The organism is Pseudomonas sp. NPDC087814 (assembly GCF_044742865.1).
GTDB lineage: Bacteria > Pseudomonadota > Gammaproteobacteria > Pseudomonadales > Pseudomonadaceae > Aquipseudomonas.
Window position 1 is genome coordinate 26,351 of sequence record NZ_JBIUVK010000054.1, and the last position, 15,797, is coordinate 42,147.

Annotated in this window: 17 protein-coding genes, 3 tRNA genes and 1 pseudogene; 13 read left to right on the forward strand and 8 right to left on the reverse strand. The window is 58.6% G+C overall.

What is annotated here, in order from left to right:
* Positions 1-69: 69 nt before the first annotated feature.
* The 5 genes from ACIOMR_RS26615 (at position 70) to mgtE (ending at position 3,806) form a co-directional block, all read left to right on the forward strand.
* Positions 70-1,311, forward strand: a complete 1,242-nt coding sequence (locus ACIOMR_RS26615) for an aspartate kinase (protein WP_003214308.1) — start codon at positions 70-72, stop codon at positions 1,309-1,311.
* A 186-nt stretch (positions 1,312-1,497) separates the two neighbouring features.
* A complete protein-coding gene (gene csrA, locus ACIOMR_RS26620; protein WP_002554426.1) occupies positions 1,498-1,686 on the forward strand; it encodes a carbon storage regulator CsrA in 189 nt (62 codons plus the stop codon).
* 62 nt (positions 1,687-1,748) lie between these two features.
* A tRNA-Ser gene (locus tag ACIOMR_RS26625) sits at positions 1,749-1,839 on the forward strand.
* Positions 1,840-1,947: 108 nt separating this feature from the next.
* Positions 1,948-2,024 (forward strand) — tRNA-Arg (locus tag ACIOMR_RS26630).
* Positions 2,025-2,363: 339 nt separating this feature from the next.
* Positions 2,364-3,806, forward strand: a complete 1,443-nt coding sequence (mgtE, locus tag ACIOMR_RS26635) for a magnesium transporter (protein WP_003214265.1) — start codon at positions 2,364-2,366, stop codon at positions 3,804-3,806.
* A 104-nt stretch (positions 3,807-3,910) separates the two neighbouring features.
* Here mgtE and ACIOMR_RS26640 read toward each other — a convergent pair whose 3' ends face one another.
* From ACIOMR_RS26640 to ACIOMR_RS26650, 3 genes are all read right to left on the reverse strand, one after another.
* A complete protein-coding gene (locus ACIOMR_RS26640) occupies positions 3,911-4,237 on the reverse strand; it encodes an Arc family DNA-binding protein (RefSeq protein WP_003175643.1) in 327 nt (108 codons plus the stop codon).
* Positions 4,238-4,672: 435 nt separating this feature from the next.
* A complete protein-coding gene (locus tag ACIOMR_RS26645) occupies positions 4,673-4,852 on the reverse strand; it encodes a PA3371 family protein (RefSeq protein WP_401197271.1) in 180 nt (59 codons plus the stop codon).
* A 20-nt stretch (positions 4,853-4,872) separates the two neighbouring features.
* Entirely contained in the window at positions 4,873-5,100 is a 228-nt protein-coding gene (locus tag ACIOMR_RS26650) for a hypothetical protein (protein ID WP_003214261.1), read from the reverse strand.
* 336 nt (positions 5,101-5,436) lie between these two features.
* Here ACIOMR_RS26650 and ACIOMR_RS26655 point away from each other — a divergent pair.
* Positions 5,437-5,513, forward strand: a tRNA-Arg gene (locus tag ACIOMR_RS26655).
* Between the two features lie 342 nt (positions 5,514-5,855).
* Positions 5,856-7,238, forward strand: coding sequence for an MFS transporter (locus ACIOMR_RS26660; protein ID WP_177054600.1), 1,383 nt, complete (start codon positions 5,856-5,858; stop codon positions 7,236-7,238).
* A gap of 60 nt (positions 7,239-7,298) precedes the next feature.
* On the opposite strand, the gene ACIOMR_RS26665 is transcribed toward ACIOMR_RS26660, so the two are convergent.
* The 4 genes from ACIOMR_RS26665 to flgA all read right to left on the reverse strand — a co-directional run bounded on the left by ACIOMR_RS26665 (position 7,299) and on the right by flgA (position 9,890).
* Complete coding sequence (locus ACIOMR_RS26665; protein WP_177066986.1) at positions 7,299-8,048, reverse strand: flagellar brake protein; 750 nt, start codon at positions 8,046-8,048, stop codon at positions 7,299-7,301.
* Between the two features lie 95 nt (positions 8,049-8,143).
* A complete protein-coding gene (flgN, locus tag ACIOMR_RS26670) occupies positions 8,144-8,611 on the reverse strand; it encodes a flagellar export chaperone FlgN (RefSeq protein ID WP_401197276.1) in 468 nt (155 codons plus the stop codon).
* 48 nt (positions 8,612-8,659) lie between these two features.
* Positions 8,660-8,983 (reverse strand): flagellar biosynthesis anti-sigma factor FlgM, encoded by a 324-nt coding sequence (gene flgM, locus ACIOMR_RS26675; protein ID WP_003214254.1) that lies wholly within the window; start codon positions 8,981-8,983, stop codon positions 8,660-8,662.
* A gap of 142 nt (positions 8,984-9,125) precedes the next feature.
* Positions 9,126-9,890 carry a flagellar basal body P-ring formation chaperone FlgA gene (gene flgA / locus ACIOMR_RS26680; RefSeq protein ID WP_032899382.1) on the reverse strand — a complete coding sequence of 255 codons (765 nt, stop codon included), beginning with the start codon at positions 9,888-9,890 and terminating at the stop codon, positions 9,126-9,128.
* 80 nt (positions 9,891-9,970) lie between these two features.
* On the opposite strand from flgA, the gene ACIOMR_RS26685 reads away from it, so the two are divergent.
* From ACIOMR_RS26685 to flgE, 6 genes are all read left to right on the forward strand, one after another.
* Positions 9,971-10,903 carry a chemotaxis protein CheV gene (locus tag ACIOMR_RS26685; protein WP_003214250.1) on the forward strand — a complete coding sequence of 311 codons (933 nt, stop codon included), beginning with the start codon at positions 9,971-9,973 and terminating at the stop codon, positions 10,901-10,903.
* A 43-nt stretch (positions 10,904-10,946) separates the two neighbouring features.
* On the forward strand, positions 10,947-11,774 hold the full coding sequence (cheR, locus tag ACIOMR_RS26690; RefSeq protein WP_003214248.1) for a protein-glutamate O-methyltransferase CheR: 828 nt from the start codon (positions 10,947-10,949) through the stop codon (positions 11,772-11,774).
* 233 nt (positions 11,775-12,007) lie between these two features.
* Complete coding sequence (flgB, locus tag ACIOMR_RS26695) at positions 12,008-12,415, forward strand: flagellar basal body rod protein FlgB (RefSeq protein ID WP_003214246.1); 408 nt, start codon at positions 12,008-12,010, stop codon at positions 12,413-12,415.
* A gap of 3 nt (positions 12,416-12,418) precedes the next feature.
* Complete coding sequence (gene flgC, locus ACIOMR_RS26700; protein ID WP_003214244.1) at positions 12,419-12,871, forward strand: flagellar basal body rod protein FlgC; 453 nt, start codon at positions 12,419-12,421, stop codon at positions 12,869-12,871.
* Between the two features lie 16 nt (positions 12,872-12,887).
* Positions 12,888-13,616, forward strand: coding sequence for a flagellar hook assembly protein FlgD (gene flgD / locus ACIOMR_RS26705; protein ID WP_003214242.1), 729 nt, complete (start codon positions 12,888-12,890; stop codon positions 13,614-13,616).
* Positions 13,617-13,647: 31 nt separating this feature from the next.
* Positions 13,648-14,970, forward strand: coding sequence for a flagellar hook protein FlgE (flgE, locus tag ACIOMR_RS26710; RefSeq protein ID WP_401197283.1), 1,323 nt, complete (start codon positions 13,648-13,650; stop codon positions 14,968-14,970).
* Between the two features lie 363 nt (positions 14,971-15,333).
* On the opposite strand, the pseudogene ACIOMR_RS26715 reads toward flgE, so the two are convergent.
* Positions 15,334-15,797 (reverse strand): annotated as a pseudogene (locus ACIOMR_RS26715) (hypothetical protein); the annotation flags it as partial.

The following is a 15,797-nucleotide window of genomic DNA, read 5'->3' on the forward strand; positions in this document are numbered from 1 at the left end:
GTCGCGGGCTCAGTCAGTGCTGGTTGATTGAATAACAGGCGCCCCTTTACGGGCTGAGGCGGCTTAGAAATGGCTTTGATCGTACAGAAATTTGGAGGCACCTCGGTCGGCTCTGTCGAAAGAATCGAGCAGGTCGCCGACAAGGTTAAGAAATTCCGCGATGCCGGCGATGACCTGGTGGTGGTGCTGTCGGCCATGAGCGGCGAGACCAATCGCCTGATCGATCTGGCCAAGCAAATCAGTGGCGATCAGCAACCGGTTCCCCGTGAACTGGACGTGATCATTTCCACCGGTGAGCAGGTGACCATCGCATTGCTGGCCATGGCGCTGAACAAGCGTGGTGTGCCGGCGGTGTCCTACACTGGCAACCAGGTCCGCATTCTTACGGATAGCGCGCACACTAAAGCCCGCATCCTGCAGATTGATGACCAGAAGATTCGCGCTGACCTGAAAGCCGGTCGTGTGGTAGTTGTCGCCGGTTTCCAGGGCGTCGACGAGCACGGCAACATCACCACCCTCGGTCGTGGCGGTTCCGACACCACTGGCGTGGCCCTGGCGGCAGCCCTGAAGGCTGACGAATGCCAGATCTACACCGATGTGGATGGCGTCTACACCACCGACCCGCGGGTCGTGTCCGTGGCCCAGCGCCTGGACAAGATCACCTTCGAAGAGATGCTGGAAATGGCCAGCCTCGGTTCCAAGGTGTTGCAGATCCGTGCCGTTGAGTTTGCCGGCAAGTACAACGTTCCGCTGCGCGTACTGCACAGCTTCAAGGAGGGTCCGGGCACCCTCATTACTATTGATGAAGAGGAATCCATGGAACAGCCGATCATTTCCGGTATCGCTTTCAACCGTGATGAAGCCAAGCTGACTATCCGTGGCGTGCCAGACACCCCGGGCGTGGCTTTCAAGATCCTGGGCCCTATCAGTGGCGCGAACATCGAAGTCGACATGATCGTGCAGAACGTCTCGCACGATAACACCACCGATTTCACCTTCACCGTGCACCGCAACGAGTACGATGCGGCGGAGCGGATCCTGCAGAACACTGCGAAGGAAATCGGCGCCCGTGAAGTGGTCGGCGATACGAAGATTGCCAAGGTGTCGATCGTGGGTGTGGGCATGCGTTCCCATGCGGGCGTTGCCAGCCGCATGTTCGAAGCCCTGGCCAAGGAAAGCATCAACATCCAGATGATCTCCACATCGGAAATCAAGGTGTCGGTGGTGATCGAAGAGAAGTACCTGGAACTGGCTGTACGCGCACTGCATACCGCTTTTGAGCTGGACGCTCCGGCCCGACAGGGCGAGTGATGCGTTGCCAGGAAGGCGCGGTTATCCGCGCCTTTCATTTTTTTGCCGGGTGTGTGGTTAAGACCTGTTCTTTTACCTGCGCTCGACAATACTTAGGCGTGTAGGGCTATGGCCATTTGGTTGTAGGTCGAATGCCTTTTTTTTGCAGACTGTTGTTCCCGAAATGAAATGCGTGAGGAGAAAGGTATGCTGATTCTGACTCGTCGATGCGCAGAAAGCCTGATTATTGGTGATGGCGAAATCACCGTGACCGTGCTCGGCGTCAAAGGCAATCAAGTGCGTATCGGGGTTAACGCTCCGAAAGAGGTGGCTGTCCACCGCGAGGAAATCTACCTGCGGATCAAGAAAGAGAAGGACGAAGAACCAAGCCATTAATTTTTATCGTTTTTTATGTTTGCAAACGGGGATGAAGCTGGTTAATATACGCCCCGTGTTGCGGAGAGCTGGCCGAGTGGCCGAAGGCGCTCCCCTGCTAAGGGAGTACACCTCAAAAGGGTGTCGGGGGTTCGAATCCCCCGTTCTCCGCCATTATTTGCTTAGTACGTTGCAATCTGGTTTTTTCGCTAAGTTGTTGAAACTAAACGAAAAAATAGCTTTACATAGAGATTGAACGGCCTATAATGCGCGGCAACAAATGCACTCGTAGCTCAGCTGGATAGAGTACTCGGCTACGAACCGAGCGGTCACAGGTTCGAATCCTGTCGAGTGCACCAAACAACAAAAAGCCCGCCTAGTGCGGGCTTTTTGCCGTCTGGGGTTTTTATTTCCCGGGGCGCCTTTTTCTCCCGCCCATGTGTTTTCCTCTCAAGCTGCGTCGTCGCAGTTCATATGTGTGGCCAATGCTCAGCTTTGTGTCGCAAGCGCTTGTTCTTTCCAGTTTTTTGACGTTAAACGCGGCCGCCCGGTGTATCATTGCGCCCGTCAGCCCCGCCGGGGCTTGTGGAACACCTCCATGGACTTACCCAGTAGTTACTCAGTACCCCGTTTTACCAATCATGAATTGACTGATTGATCCTTCCGGCGTGCCCCGCTGCTGGGAGTGGAGTTCGCCTATGACCGAAGTTGAAGTAAAGAAAACACAAGAAAGCCTGCAGGATCGCCTGGCTCAAGTCGTCGAGCTGCTGCAGCGCCAGCGCGTGGTCGAAGACCTGACGCATCGCCAGGAAGGCGCGAACAATGACCGGGTCGAGAACCTGGTCCACCGGCAAAACCTTGTCGAGCTGCAACGCAAGCTCGATGACCTGCACTCCGCCGACGTTGCCTACATCCTCGAAGCCTTGCCGCTGAATGACCGCCTGACCCTTTGGCAGTTGGTCAAGGCTGACCGCGACGGCGACATCCTCCTCGAAGTATCCGACTCGGTCCGTGAAACCCTGATCGCCGACATGGACGATCACGAGCTCCTGGCGGCCGCCAAGGACATGGATGCCGACGAACTCGCTGACTTGGCTTCCGAGCTGCCGCGTGACGTCGTCCATGAGCTGATGGAAACCCTCGATGGCCAGCAGCGCGAGCGTGTGCGCTCGGCGTTGTCCTACGACGAGGAGCAGGTCGGTGCGTTGATGGACTTCGAGATGGTCACCATCCGCGAAGACGTCAGCCTGGAAGTGGTTCTGCGCTACCTGCGCCGGTTGAAAGAGCTGCCAGGCCACACCGACAAGCTGTTCGTGGTCGACTACGAAGGGATCCTCAAGGGCGTACTGCCGATCAAGCGCCTGCTGGTCAATGATCCGGACAAAAAAGTCGCGGACGTCATGGCCAGTGACCCGGTGAGTTTCCATCCGGACGAAGACGCTTACGACGCGGCCCAGGCGTTTGAGCGTTATGACTTGATCTCGGCCCCGGTGGTCGACAAGAACGGCAAGCTGATCGGCCGTCTGACCATCGATGAAATGGTCGACCTGATTCGTGAGGAGAGCGAAAGCGAAGTCCTCAACATGGCCGGTCTGCGGGAAGAAGAGGATATTTTTGCGTCGGTCTGGAAGTCCCTGCGTAACCGCTGGGCCTGGCTGGCGGTGAATTTGATTACCGCGTTTATTGCTTCACGGGTGATCGGCCTGTTTGAAGGCTCCATCGAGAAGCTCGTGGCCCTGGCTGCACTGATGCCGATTGTGGCGGGTATTGGCGGTAACTCGGGTAACCAGACCATCACCATGATCGTCCGCGCCATGGCGCTGGATCAGGTGGGGACCGGGCATGGCAAGCGTTTGATGCGCAAGGAGCTTGCGGTCGCGCTGATCAACGGCCTGGTGTGGGGCGGTGTCATCGGTATCGTGGCGTACCTGCTGTATGGCAGCTGGTCGCTCGGCGTGGTCATGACGGCGGCCATGACGCTTAACCTGCTGCTGGCAGCGTTGATGGGGGTTCTGATTCCAATGACCCTGGTGCGCCTTGGACGAGACCCGGCGATGGGCGCCAGTGTGATGATCACGGCCATGACCGACAGTGGCGGCTTCTTCATCTTCCTGGGCCTGGCAACCATCTTCCTGCTTTGATCCCTTCCATGGATCGGGGGCGTTTGCCCCTTGATCCTTTCCTGACCAAATCCCGGGCAAAAAAAAAGCCAGCGCATGGCTGGCTTTCAGCTTTCAGTTGCCAATCAGTTGGCTTCTGCAGCTGCCTCAACGTCGTGGGCGATCAGCGAGACGAGAGCATTTTGCTGGCGGTGGGAGAGCTGACGAAAACGCTGCAGCAGTTCGCGTTCGTGCAGTGACAGCTCGGGGCTGTCCAGGCGCATGCTCAGCTCGTCGCCCAGCGCACCTTCCTGAATCAGGCTTTGTTCCAGGCGTGCGATGATTTCGGAGTTCATGCTGCGGTGATGATTGCGAGCCACCTCGGCAATGCGTTCCCGCATTCCGTCTGGCAGACGTACGACGAACTTGTCAGCCGTACGGCTGGAATAAATTGCCTGTTTCAATGGGCGCATATATTTAACCGGTTAGTTCAGGGGAGCGGTTTTTGGAATTGGCCGCAAGATGCATGTTAGGACAAGGTTTGCTGCCAAATGTTCAACCTGAATTGCAAAGAGGCCGCATCATGCCTCAGATTTGCCAGTTCCTTGGCGTCAATTCTGTGACAAATATTGAACCGGCTACCGGCTTTATGCCAGTACTCATTTCAAAATTTGCGGACTGGTTGGAAAACTTTCCGCGGACGCACCCAAATGAGTGTTGAGCCCGCAGACCCTGGGCGCAAAAGGCTTTTCGGGCGCACATCCTATAGCAATATGGCCTTTTGCCCTTAACTTTAAGATTAGTGGCAAATTGCCAATTTACGAATGCGGAGCGACATATGGTCGGCTGTCCGGACGGACGAGCCGAGGCGTGGCAGCGATTTTAGCGAGGGCGACGAGCGGGGGGATTCAGCGCAGTACGGGATCGAATTTGATGCGGCGACCAATGAAGACTGCCAAGACCCACAGGCTGCCAAACACGCCGGCGGCGACGAAGGAGACTGTCTGTACGTTTTGCGACAATACGTTCAGGCCGAGGCCGGCGGCGGCCAGTGCCAGGGTCAGAAACAGCCAGGCGGACTTGTTCATGGAATGCTCCGGTAAGCGGTTCAGAAAACCCAGTGTTCAGTGGCAGGAGCAGCTTGAGTGCCCTGGGTCAGTTGCAGTGGGGATTGCATGTTCGGCTTCATGACAGCCAGTTGCGGGCGCTGTTGCAGGTGATGGGGAATCGCCTGGCTGACCTGCGCGGCGTCGTCGGAAGTGGTGGACTGAAAATGGAACATCACCAGCGCAGCCAGTGCAACGGTATTGAGGGCTAGTAGAAGTGCGCTGTTCATGTGCATGTTCTCCGCAGGTGGCTGGGCCGGACTGTATTTGTAGGATAAAGGATTGCAGGTGTCGTGCCAGTCTTTAATTGACAATAAATCCTTTAAAATCAGACATTTATATAGCGTCCAGATTGCCATGCTGTTGCAATTTGCAATGATGGCATTTTGGGGGAGTGCATTTTGCACGATGGTCCGAACCGTCCGTAATCGTTGAGCGGAATACCACCGGCTGTCACTGGCATGGGCCTACACTCAAAAAGCCAACGGACGACATGACAAAATTCACCTGCGCCGTTAACATGCACGCCGTCCGTCGCCGTGCCCATCGCCGGTTGGCTGTCATTAGTCCCAGTAGCTCAATTGGATAGAGCATCCCCCTCCTAAGGGGAAGGTTGGCCGTTCGAACCGGCCCTGGGACACCACTTCACCGTTGCTGCCCATGCGGCCTCGACGTCCGCAAGCCCCGATCAGATTTATCTGGCGGGGCTTTTTTGTGGCCGGGCGTTTGAGTGCGGCAGACTTTTCAAACACCAACCGAACCTTGCCCGCGTTTGAGGTTCACACGGGAGGCAAGAGCGGGGCGGCGCAAGTATTCGTCTGCATCCTGTACCTCGCGGGTGACTGGCGAGCGTCTGACACGTAGCCAATTGGCATGAGCAAAATATTCCCCGGCAACCGCATGTTTTGGCTGTCCGGACCCGACGACCCGGGACTATCATTCCGGTAGTCCTGACACCCACAGCAAGGAGCCGCTCGGAACGCCGATGCGCCAGATCTGGAAACCTTTTCGAGCCCTTTATTTTGCTTCCCTGATGATGCTGATCGGCTCTGGCCTGCTCAGTACTTACCTGGCCTTGCGCCTGGCGGCAGATCACGTCGACAGCCTGTGGGTCGGTGCGTTGATGGCCGCCAACTATTTTGGCCTGGTGTTGGGGGGCAAGATCGGTCACCGCCTGATTGGCCGCGTCGGGCATATCCGGGCCTACGCCACCTGTGCCGGGATCGTCGGCGCGGCGGTGTTGGGCCACGGGCTGATCAACTGGCTGCCAGCCTGGATTGTGCTGCGGATGATTGTCGGCCTGGGCATGATGTGCCAGTACATGGTCATCGAGAGCTGGCTTAACGAACAAGCTGAAGCCAAGCAACGCGGTGCGGTGTTCAGCGGCTATATGATCGCCTCGTACCTGGGCCTGGTGCTGGGCCAGTTGATCCTTGTGATGCACCCGCAGTTGGGGCTTGAGTTGCTGATGCTGGTCGCGCTGTGTTTTGCGCTGTGCCTGGTGCCGGTGGCCATGACTCGCCGCATTCACCCGGCGCCGCTGCATCCGGCGCCGATGGAGCCGCGCTTCTTTATCAAGCGGGTGCCGCAGTCCCTCAGTACGGTGTTGGGGGCCGGGCTGATCGTCGGTTCGTTCTACGGTTTGGCGCCGCTGTACGCGTCTCAGCAAGGGCTGACCACCGAGCAGGTCGGCCTGTTCATGGGTAGCTGCATTTTCGCCGGGCTGCTGGTGCAGTGGCCATTGGGCTGGCTGTCCGATCGATATGACCGCGCGCTGTTGATTCGCTGTTTCGCCTTGTGCCTGGCGGTGGCCGCGTTGCCGTTGGCGATTATGACCCAGGTACCACTGGAAGTGCTGTTCGTCGCGGGCTTTCTCTGTTCCCTGGTGCAGTTCTGCCTGTATCCGCTGGCTGTGGCGTTTTCCAACGACCACGTCGAGGGTGATCGCCGGGTGTCGCTCACTGCGATGTTGCTGGTGACCTACGGCATCGGCGCCAGTGTCGGCCCGCTGTTGGCCGGTGTGGTGATGAAGCTGTTCGGCAGCCATATGCTGTATGCGTTTTTCAGCGTGTGCGCATTGATCCTGGTGTGGCGCATTCGGCCCAAGGCGGTCACCAACCTGCATCAGGTGGACGACGCACCGCTGCATCACGTGGCGATGCCCGACAGCATGTCCAGCTCGCCCCTGGTAGCATGCCTCGATCCGCGAGTGGACGAACAGGTGGTGCAGGACCAGATGCAGACCGCCGTTGTGGATCCCGAGCCGGAAGTCGATCCCGAACTGGGTCAGCCGGAGCCTGTCACCGAGCCACCAGAGCATCCGGACCCGGATGATCACCCCCACGACTTGAGCAGGGCGCGCCCCTGAAAGCAAAAACGGGCAGCCCCCTTGAGGGACTGCCCGTTTTTTTGTCGCGACCTTTATTGTTTAAAGGTCGTCGTCCTTGTCAAACCGCCGCGCTTCACGCTGCAGTTGATACACAAACCGCTCGACCTGGCGCTGCACCAGCCCGCTCATGTTATGAAAACGTAGGCCGGCGAAGGTGGTGTTGATCCTTTCTTCGAAGTGCAGGTAACGCAGTTCTACCGAGGTGGTCATGCTGCCAAAGGGTAGCGCGGCGATAAATCGGTCGTAGACCTGGCCCAGTTGCAGGCGCTCGGAAATATCCCCTTCGAAGCGCAATTTGCAGCCGGTGGCGGAAATATCCAGCAACTTGCCGCTGATGGGGGCCTTGAGTTTGTCGCCGCCCAGTTCGACGCTCACCAGTTGCGCCAGCTTCAGCGCCGCGCGGAAGGCGTTGCGACGCTGATGGTAAATCACCTCGCCAGGCATGCTGCCGCGGTAAATACGGTGGCCGCCGGCTTCATCGAGGGTCAGGGTGCCGTTGCTTTCCCAGGCTACCCGCACACCATCGTGAAAACCTTCGATCCGGAAAGCTTCGCCATTCTCGAGGTAGCGTTCGCCGTCGCGCGGGACCATTTCGTCCAAGGCCAGTGTCTTGCTGTCCCGGTCGATTTCCACCAGGTAGCTTTGAAACCGCTGGTTGCGTTCATGGAAGGTGATGATCAGCGGATCATGGCTTTCTTGCAGCATCCGCAAGGTGCCAGCGATTTCCAGCGGCGTGGTGAGTACCTTGGGTGGCTGCGGAGCATCTTCCGCGTTAAGGGTGTTGAACACGGTTCTTCCATCTCCAGACAAAATACGACTACACGCAAGTGCTGTCATTTTGCCAGTATGTGGCGCGACTTGGATAGGGCGCGCTCAAACTGGTTTCAGGCTTGGCTGCGGGTGCTTGGCTTGGCCAGGCGTGAGGTGGAGCCTTGAGCGTTGTAGAGAGCCGGAGGCTCGCCGCCGTGGAGGATACGCAACTGATTGGCGGTCGTGGCTTGCTGAAGCTGGATGGCCTGGCCGTTGAGGAGGTTGGTTTCCTGGCACAGGGTCAGCAACTGGTTGAGTTCTTTGCTCTGGGCCAGCAACTGGTCGCCCACAGTGGAGTGGATGGCGAGTTGTTCCAGGCCCTTGTGGTCGGCCGTGAGGCCCAGGCTGATCAGAATCTGGCTGCGCTTCTTGCCGTGCTGTTCCAGCAGGACGATCAGCGATTGCTTGCGCGCCAGGATTTCTTCCAGCATGCGCATGTCCCGGCCGTACAGGGCCAGTGATTCTTCTCGAAGGAGCTCCAGCAGCTGCTGTGCGGGAGGCAGGTCTTCAATGATCAGTTGTAGCAAGTTTTCGTCGTGCATGGCTGGCCTTGGGGTTTAAGCGTCCAAAAGCCTGGCGCAGGCCTTTGCCTAGCGCTCGGCTTCGAAGTTAAGCAGTTTGCTGGCTACACGGTTGCTGTCGACCTTATAGCTGCCATCGGCAATCGCCTGTTTCAATTCGGCCACACGGGCTTTATTGACAACTGGCTGATCGCTCAGCGAGTCAGTGACCTTCTGCAACTGTTGAGCCTCATTGCTCAGGTGTACCGATTCCCCGCTTTGGCTCGCACCGGCCTGTTCTGTCTTGGCAGGCAGAGGCTGGGACTTGGCTTCAACGCTGTCTTTGGCACCGTTGGTGCGCGAAGAACCGGGCGTTGGCAGGGCGTTATTCAAACGACTGAAATCGATGACCATGTTAAAAAAACCTCTGGGTATTTGGACGCTTGCCATGTTTTCGGCCATACCCGGACAAACTTTAGGCTCGATTGACAATAAACCTATGCGCGATGCCGCTTTGCGCACAGTGTAGGAAAAGCTGGCGTCCGATGCCAGTGATCTATAAAGCCACCTCAACCTGCCCCGGCGCAGTCACCCGGGCCTTGATCACGCGGTTGGAATTCAGGTTCTTGACGCGAATCTGTTCACTCATGCCGCCGTTGGACAGGGCTTCCCCCGGCATTTTTACATTCAGGCCACCGCTGCTGGCGGAAATCACCACCTGGTCACCTTTGCGCACGACTTCGGCCTGCTCGAGATGGACCAGGGTAATCACCTGGTCGGCGACCATTGGTCGGGTAAGTTTCTGCCCGAGTGCCTGGTCAAGGGACGTGAGGTAGCTCTGGGTGATCATGCTGATGTCGCGCTCGCGCATCGCGACGTCATCATAACCAATGATTCCGGTACGTTTCAGCGGGCGCGTCACCACCACCACTTCGCGAAACAGTTTGACCTGGGCCGGCACGAACACCGTCCAGGGCGAGGCGCCTTCGCAGCGCACTTTCACGGTCACGCGCCCGATGGGCTGGGCGGGGCTTTCCAGGGAGGCTGTCAATTCTCTGTCGCACATGGGCATGCGCAGGCGCGGATCCAGCTGGTTGACCTGGATTTCGTAGCGGCCCGGTGTCTGCGTCGTGGCCAGATAATCTTCTACAGTGAACTCAAGAAAGCCTTGAGTGACGCCGATAAGCAGATCAGGCAAGGTGACGTTATCGGCGCGGGCCGGCTGGCCCGTAGCCAAGGCAAGCAACGCCATCGAGACGCAGAGCAATCTGCGGTACTGTGGGGATCGGAGGCGTCGGGAAACTGTCGTTTTGATGTCCATGGCCAATAAAAAAGCAAAGCTCGTGCCGTTTAGTGTTGGGTACGCGTCGTACCCCTAAGTTTTAGCGTAGGAGTCTGGGCATGGCCGGTGTAATGGATTCAGTGAACCAGCGCACACAGCTGGTGGGGCAGAATCGCCTGGAGTTGCTGTTGTTCCGTCTGGACGGCAAGCAGCTGTACGGGATTAATGTCTTCAAGGTTCGCGAAGTGCTGCAGTGTCCCAAGCTGACAATAATGCCCAAGTCCAGCCCGGTGGTTTGCGGTGTGGCGAACATTCGTGGCGCGACCATCCCGATTCTTGACCTGGCAATGGCCACCGGTTCGGCGGGGTTGCAGGACCGCGAGAGCCCGTTCGTGATCATTACCGAGTACAACACCAAGACCCAGGGTTTCCTGGTGCGCTCGGTGGAGCGCATCGTCAACATGAACTGGGAAGAGATCCATCCGCCGCCCAAGGGCACCGGTCGCGATCACTACCTCACGGCGGTGACGCGGGTCGACAACCAGTTGGTGGAAATCATCGACGTGGAGAAAATCCTCGCCGAAGTGGCCCCGACCTCCGAGGCGATATCGGTGGGTGTGGTAGACGCCGAAACCGCGCACAAGGCGATCTCGCTGCGGGTGCTGACGGTGGACGACTCTTCGGTCGCGCGCAAGCAGGTGTCCCGTTGCCTGCAGACCGTTGGGGTCGAAGTGGTCGCGCTCAATGACGGTCGCCAGGCCCTGGATTACCTGCGCAAGCTGGTGGATGAGGGCAAGAAGCCGGAAGAAGAATTCCTGATGATGATCTCCGACATCGAGATGCCGGAAATGGACGGCTACACCCTCACGGCCGAGATACGCAACGACCCACGCATGCAAAAACTACATATCATCCTGCATACTTCGTTGTCGGGTGTATTCAATCAGGCGATGGTCAAGAAGGTCGGTGCCGATGACTTCCTGGCCAAATTCCGCCCTGATGACCTGGCATCCCGGGTAGTCGACCGGATCAAGGCAGCAGATCACGGCTAGGGGCCTTTTCCCTGGCGATCACACGATTTAAGAGGCGGTATCATTGTCTACGGGTAATTTGGATTTCGAACAGTTCCGGGTCTTCCTGGAAAAGGCCTGTGGCATATTGCTCGGTGAAAACAAGCAGTACCTGGTATCCAGCCGTCTCAACAAACTGATGGAGCAGCAAGGCATCAAGTCCCTCGGGGAGTTGGTGCAACGGATCCAGGGCCAGCCACGCAGCGGGCTCAAGGAGATGGTGGTCGACGCCATGACCACCAACGAAACCTTGTGGTTTCGCGATACCTATCCGTTTGAAGTGCTCAAGAACAAGGTGCTGCCCGAGGCGATCAAGGCCGCTCCCGGCCAGCGCCTGCGCATCTGGTCGGCCGCCTGTTCGTCGGGACAGGAACCGTATTCGATTTCGATGGCCATCGATGAGTTCGAGCGGACCAACATGGGCCAGTTGAAAGCCGGGGCGCAAATCGTGGCCACGGATTTGTCCGGCACCATGCTCACCAACTGCAAGACCGGCGAGTACGACAGCCTGGCGCTGGGGCGCGGGTTGTCCCAGGAGCGCTTGCAGCGTTTCTTCGATCCCAAGGGAGCAGGGCGTTGGGCGGTCAAGGCGCCGATCAAGAGCCGGGTGGAGTTTCGCTCGTTCAACCTGCTGGACAGTTATGCCAGCCTGGGCAAGTTCGACATGGTGTTTTGCCGCAACGTGCTGATCTACTTCTCGGCCGAGGTGAAGAAAGACATTCTGTTGCGCATCCACGGCACCCTCAAGCGTGGCGGTTATCTGTTCCTGGGGGCTTCCGAGGCGCTGAACGGTTTGCCGGATCATTACCAGATGGTGCAGTGCAGTCCTGGAATCATTTACCAGGCCAAGTGATGAGTGCTTGAACAAAAAGGGAGGCCTGCACAGGCCTCCCTTTTTTATGGCCGCAAAGCGGCAAGCCCTCATTGCCGCTTTACTGGCGTTTCGCGGAAACCCTTTGCCGCTTTTCTGGCATTGCCGCCGGCAATTCCCTCGAAAACCCTTGATTTACGGGGCTCAAGCAACTTGGCATGGCCCTTGCTAAATCCTTGTTACGAAAAGCAGGTCAGCCCCTAAAGGTTTCCGCCATGAGCATCAGCTTCGATAAAGCGCTCGGTATCCACGAACAAGCACTGGGCTTTCGCGCCCAGCGTGCCGAAGTCCTGGCCAACAACATCGCCAACGCCGACACCCCGAACTACAAGGCTCGGGACCTGGACTTCTCTGCCGTGCTCGCCGCCCAGCAAGACAAGACCAAGAACGGCACCTTCGCCCTGAACATGACCAACAGCCGTCATATCGAGGCGCAAGGCCTGGGCAATGGTGACGAGTCGCTGCTGTATCGCACGCCGATGCAACCGTCGATCGACCAGAACACCGTGGACGCCCAGTTGGAGCAATCGGCCTACGCCGAGAACTCAGTGAACTTCCAGGCCAGCTTCACCCTGCTCAACAGCAAATTCAAAGGGCTGATGTCAGCCTTGCGTGGAGAATAAGCCATGTCCCTCGCCAGTGTTTTCAATATTGCCGGTAGTGGCATGAGTGCGCAGACCACGCGCCTCAACACCGTCGCCAGTAACATCGCCAACGCCGAGACCGTGTCTTCGAGCATTGACCAGACCTACCGCGCCCGGCACCCGGTGTTCGCCACCATGTTCCAGGGCGGCCAGGGCGGCCAGAGTGGCAGCGGCGATTCGCTGTTCCAGAACCAGGATGCCGCAGGCCAGGGCGTGCAGGTGCTCGGTGTGGTCGAAGACCAGAGCAACCTCGAAGCCCGCTACGAGCCGAACCACCCTGCCGCGAACGAAAAAGGGTACGTGTACTACCCCAACGTCAACGTGGTCGAGGAAATGGCCGACATGATTTCCGCCAGCCGCTCGTTCCAGACCAACGCGGAAATGATGAACACCGCCAAAACCATGATGCAGAAGGTCCTGACCCTGGGTCAGTGATAAGGGGCGCCAAATAATGGCCATTGTTGATAACAGTTCGACGAACACGGCAGTCCAGGACCTTTTTAACTCCAAGGTCAAGACGGCGACAGATAACACCAGCGTCGGTGACGCCGCCAAGTCGGCGACGGGCAACCAGGCGATGGGCAAGGACGCGTTCCTGCAATTGCTGGTGACCCAGCTGAAAAACCAGGACCCGCTGTCGCCCCAGGACAATGGCGCGTTCGTCGCACAGTTGGCGCAGTTCAGCAGTCTGGAAGGCATCAACAACCTGAATGACTCGGTGAATGCGATTTCCAGCAACTTCAGCTCCTCCCAGGCGCTGCAGGCTTCGTCGCTGGTGGGGCGTTCGGTCATCACCCAGACCGACAAGGCGATGGTGGATACCAGCAAGAGCATGACCGGTTCCGTGGCGGTGACGGCGGCGACGGGCAACGTCTCCGTCAAGATCACCGACAAGGATGGCAACGTCGTTCGCACCATCGACATGGGCGCCCAGAGCGCCGGCAACTCCAGCTTCGTCTGGGACGGCAAGACCGATGCGGGTGAGACGGCGCCACCCGGCACCTACACCTTCAATGCCACCACCAAGAATGACAAGGGTGACTCGGTGGCCCTCGCCACCTCGCTGCCGGCAACGGTGACCAGCGTAACCCTGGGCACGAACGGCGCTGAAATGGTGCTGAACCTGGCGGGCGGCCTGGGCAGTATCAAGCTGTCGCAAATTCAGACTATCGGTACATAGAGCCGGCTAAATACGGCAAAAGGAGAGAACAATGTCTTTTAACATCGGCCTTAGCGGCCTCTATGCGGCCAACAAACAACTGGACGTGACGGGCAACAACATCGCCAACGTCGCGACCACCGGCTTCAAGTCCTCCCGTGCGGAATTCGCGGATATCTACGCGGCTTCCAAGCTGGGTACCGGCCAGAACAGCGTCGGCAACGGCGTGAACCTGGCGGCCGTGTCCCAGCAGTTCACCCAGGGTGACGTCAACAACAGCGGCGGCACGCTCGACATGGCGATCCAGGGCGGCGGCTTCTTCGTGCAGAAGGGCAGCGACGGTTCGCTGGAATACACCCGCAACGGTGCGTTCCGGGCCGACAAGGACGGCTACATCACCAACAACACCGGCACCTCGCGGCTGCAAGGCTACGCAGCGGATGCAGATGGCAACATCCAGAAGGGCGGCTTGACCGACCTGCAGCTCAACCTGTCGTACCTGCCGCCGAAGGCTTCGAGCAAGGTGGATTCCACCAGTAACCTGAACTCCTCCGAGACGGCGATCGACCAGACGGCGCACCCGTTTGATCCGACCAAATCGGACAGCTTCACCACTCAATATTCCACCACGCTCTACGATACGCAGGGCAACGCGCATCCGATGGTGCAGTACCTGGTGAAGACCGACTCCAACACCTGGAAGTCCTACACCCTGATCGATGGGCGCAACCCTGACGGCTCGCCGATCAGCGGCACCGGTGCTGACGTGAAGGCGCCAGTCGCCTCGACGCTGTCGTTTGACACCTCCGGCAAGCTGACCGGGATCGTTACCCCGCCAGCCACCGCTTCCAATACCACCCTGACCATTTCCGACTGGAAGCCGGGCGGCCTGGTCAATGGTGTCTGGACGCCTAACGGTGCGGCCGCCAACGCAGACGGCGTGGCCGTCAACATGGGGAACATCACCCAGTACAACTCCGCCACCTACCGCAACCCGCCGACCACCGATGGCTACGCCACCGGGCAAATCACCGGGCTGAAAATCGACGGCAGCGGCGTACTGTTCGCCACGTTCAGCAACCAGCAGAGCAAGGCCATCGGCCAGATCTCCCTGGCCAGCTTCAACAACGAGCAGGGCCTGCAGCCAGCCGGCGGCACCACCTGGAAAGAAACCTTCGCGTCGGGCCAGCCGGGTTTTGATACCCCGCAAGTCGGTACCCTGGGTTCGATCGTGGCCAACTCCCTGGAGAACTCCAACGTCAACCTGACCAACGAGCTGGTGGACCTGATCAAGGCCCAGAGCAACTATCAGGCGAACGCCAAGACCATCTCCACCCAAAGCACCATCATGCAGACCATCATTCAGATGACCTGATGTTGTCGCTTTAACTCGCTTTACCGAAAAGCCCCTCGCGTGAGGGGCTTTTTTTTGGACGTTCAGATAACGCCTATAGGCGGGGGCGTCACAGGCGGATACACGGCTGTCGGAACGGTACAAGGCCAACCGGGCGATATCTGGAGCGGATTCAGTCAGGGCCCTGGCGGCAACTGCATCACTGTTTCAGCGATAACGTCGCCATGATGCACGTCGGCCAGAAGCCCACCGATGTTTTCAAGGAGGTGAAATACCTGCGCGAATCGCGATGGTGTTGTTCCAGGCAAAAGAAAACCCCCGATACGCCGTAGGCCTATCGGGGGTTTTTCAACCTTGGGTGGTTAGACCCAGGGTGGGCTCAGCTTATTGGCAAGCTTCGCAATCCGGCTCGTCGATCGCGCAGGCTTTAGGCACTGGCGCCGGGCCGGCAGGTGCGGCGAGAACCGAATCATCACCGTGGTTGCCGCCGCTGGAAACAGCGTTCAGCTTGCCGGTGTTGATGGTCGACTTCTCGGTGCTGGTGGCAGCCAGGGCACGGAGGTAGTAAGTGGTTTTCAGGCCACGGTACCAGGCCATGCGGTAGGTCACGTCGAGCTTCTTGCCCGATGCGCCGGCGATGTACAGGTTCAGCGACTGAGCCTGGTCGATCCACTTCTGGCGACGGCTGGCGGCGTCGACGATCCACTTGGTGTCCACTTCGAAGGCAGTCGCGTAGAGCTCTTTGAGTTCTTGCGGGATGCGCTCGATCTGCTGCACCGAACCGTCGTAGTACTTAATGTGGGGGGGGGGGGGGGGGGTGGGGGGGGGGGGGGGGGGGGGGGGGGGGT

Coding starts and splice junctions, on each gene's coding strand:
- ACIOMR_RS26650 (WP_003214261.1), bottom strand. CDS start 5,100: ATGAACAGCGCACTTCTACTAGCCCTCAATACCGTTGCACTGGCTGCG.
- ACIOMR_RS26640 (WP_003175643.1), bottom strand. CDS start 4,237: ATGCGCCCATTGAAACAGGCAATTTATTCCAGCCGTACGGCTGACAAG.
- flgA (WP_032899382.1), bottom strand. CDS start 9,890: ATGGACATCAAAACGACAGTTTCCCGACGCCTCCGATCCCCACAGTAC.
- flgN (WP_401197276.1), bottom strand. CDS start 8,611: ATGCACGACGAAAACTTGCTACAACTGATCATTGAAGACCTGCCTCCC.
- ACIOMR_RS26645 (WP_401197271.1), bottom strand. CDS start 4,852: ATGAACAAGTCCGCCTGGCTGTTTCTGACCCTGGCACTGGCCGCCGCC.
- flgB (WP_003214246.1), top strand. CDS start 12,008: ATGAGCATCAGCTTCGATAAAGCGCTCGGTATCCACGAACAAGCACTG.
- mgtE (WP_003214265.1), top strand. CDS start 2,364: ATGACCGAAGTTGAAGTAAAGAAAACACAAGAAAGCCTGCAGGATCGC.
- ACIOMR_RS26615 (WP_003214308.1), top strand. CDS start 70: ATGGCTTTGATCGTACAGAAATTTGGAGGCACCTCGGTCGGCTCTGTC.
- flgC (WP_003214244.1), top strand. CDS start 12,419: ATGTCCCTCGCCAGTGTTTTCAATATTGCCGGTAGTGGCATGAGTGCG.
- ACIOMR_RS26660 (WP_177054600.1), top strand. CDS start 5,856: ATGCGCCAGATCTGGAAACCTTTTCGAGCCCTTTATTTTGCTTCCCTG.
- flgE (WP_401197283.1), top strand. CDS start 13,648: ATGTCTTTTAACATCGGCCTTAGCGGCCTCTATGCGGCCAACAAACAA.
- flgD (WP_003214242.1), top strand. CDS start 12,888: ATGGCCATTGTTGATAACAGTTCGACGAACACGGCAGTCCAGGACCTT.
- csrA (WP_002554426.1), top strand. CDS start 1,498: ATGCTGATTCTGACTCGTCGATGCGCAGAAAGCCTGATTATTGGTGAT.
- ACIOMR_RS26685 (WP_003214250.1), top strand. CDS start 9,971: ATGGCCGGTGTAATGGATTCAGTGAACCAGCGCACACAGCTGGTGGGG.
- flgM (WP_003214254.1), bottom strand. CDS start 8,983: ATGGTCATCGATTTCAGTCGTTTGAATAACGCCCTGCCAACGCCCGGT.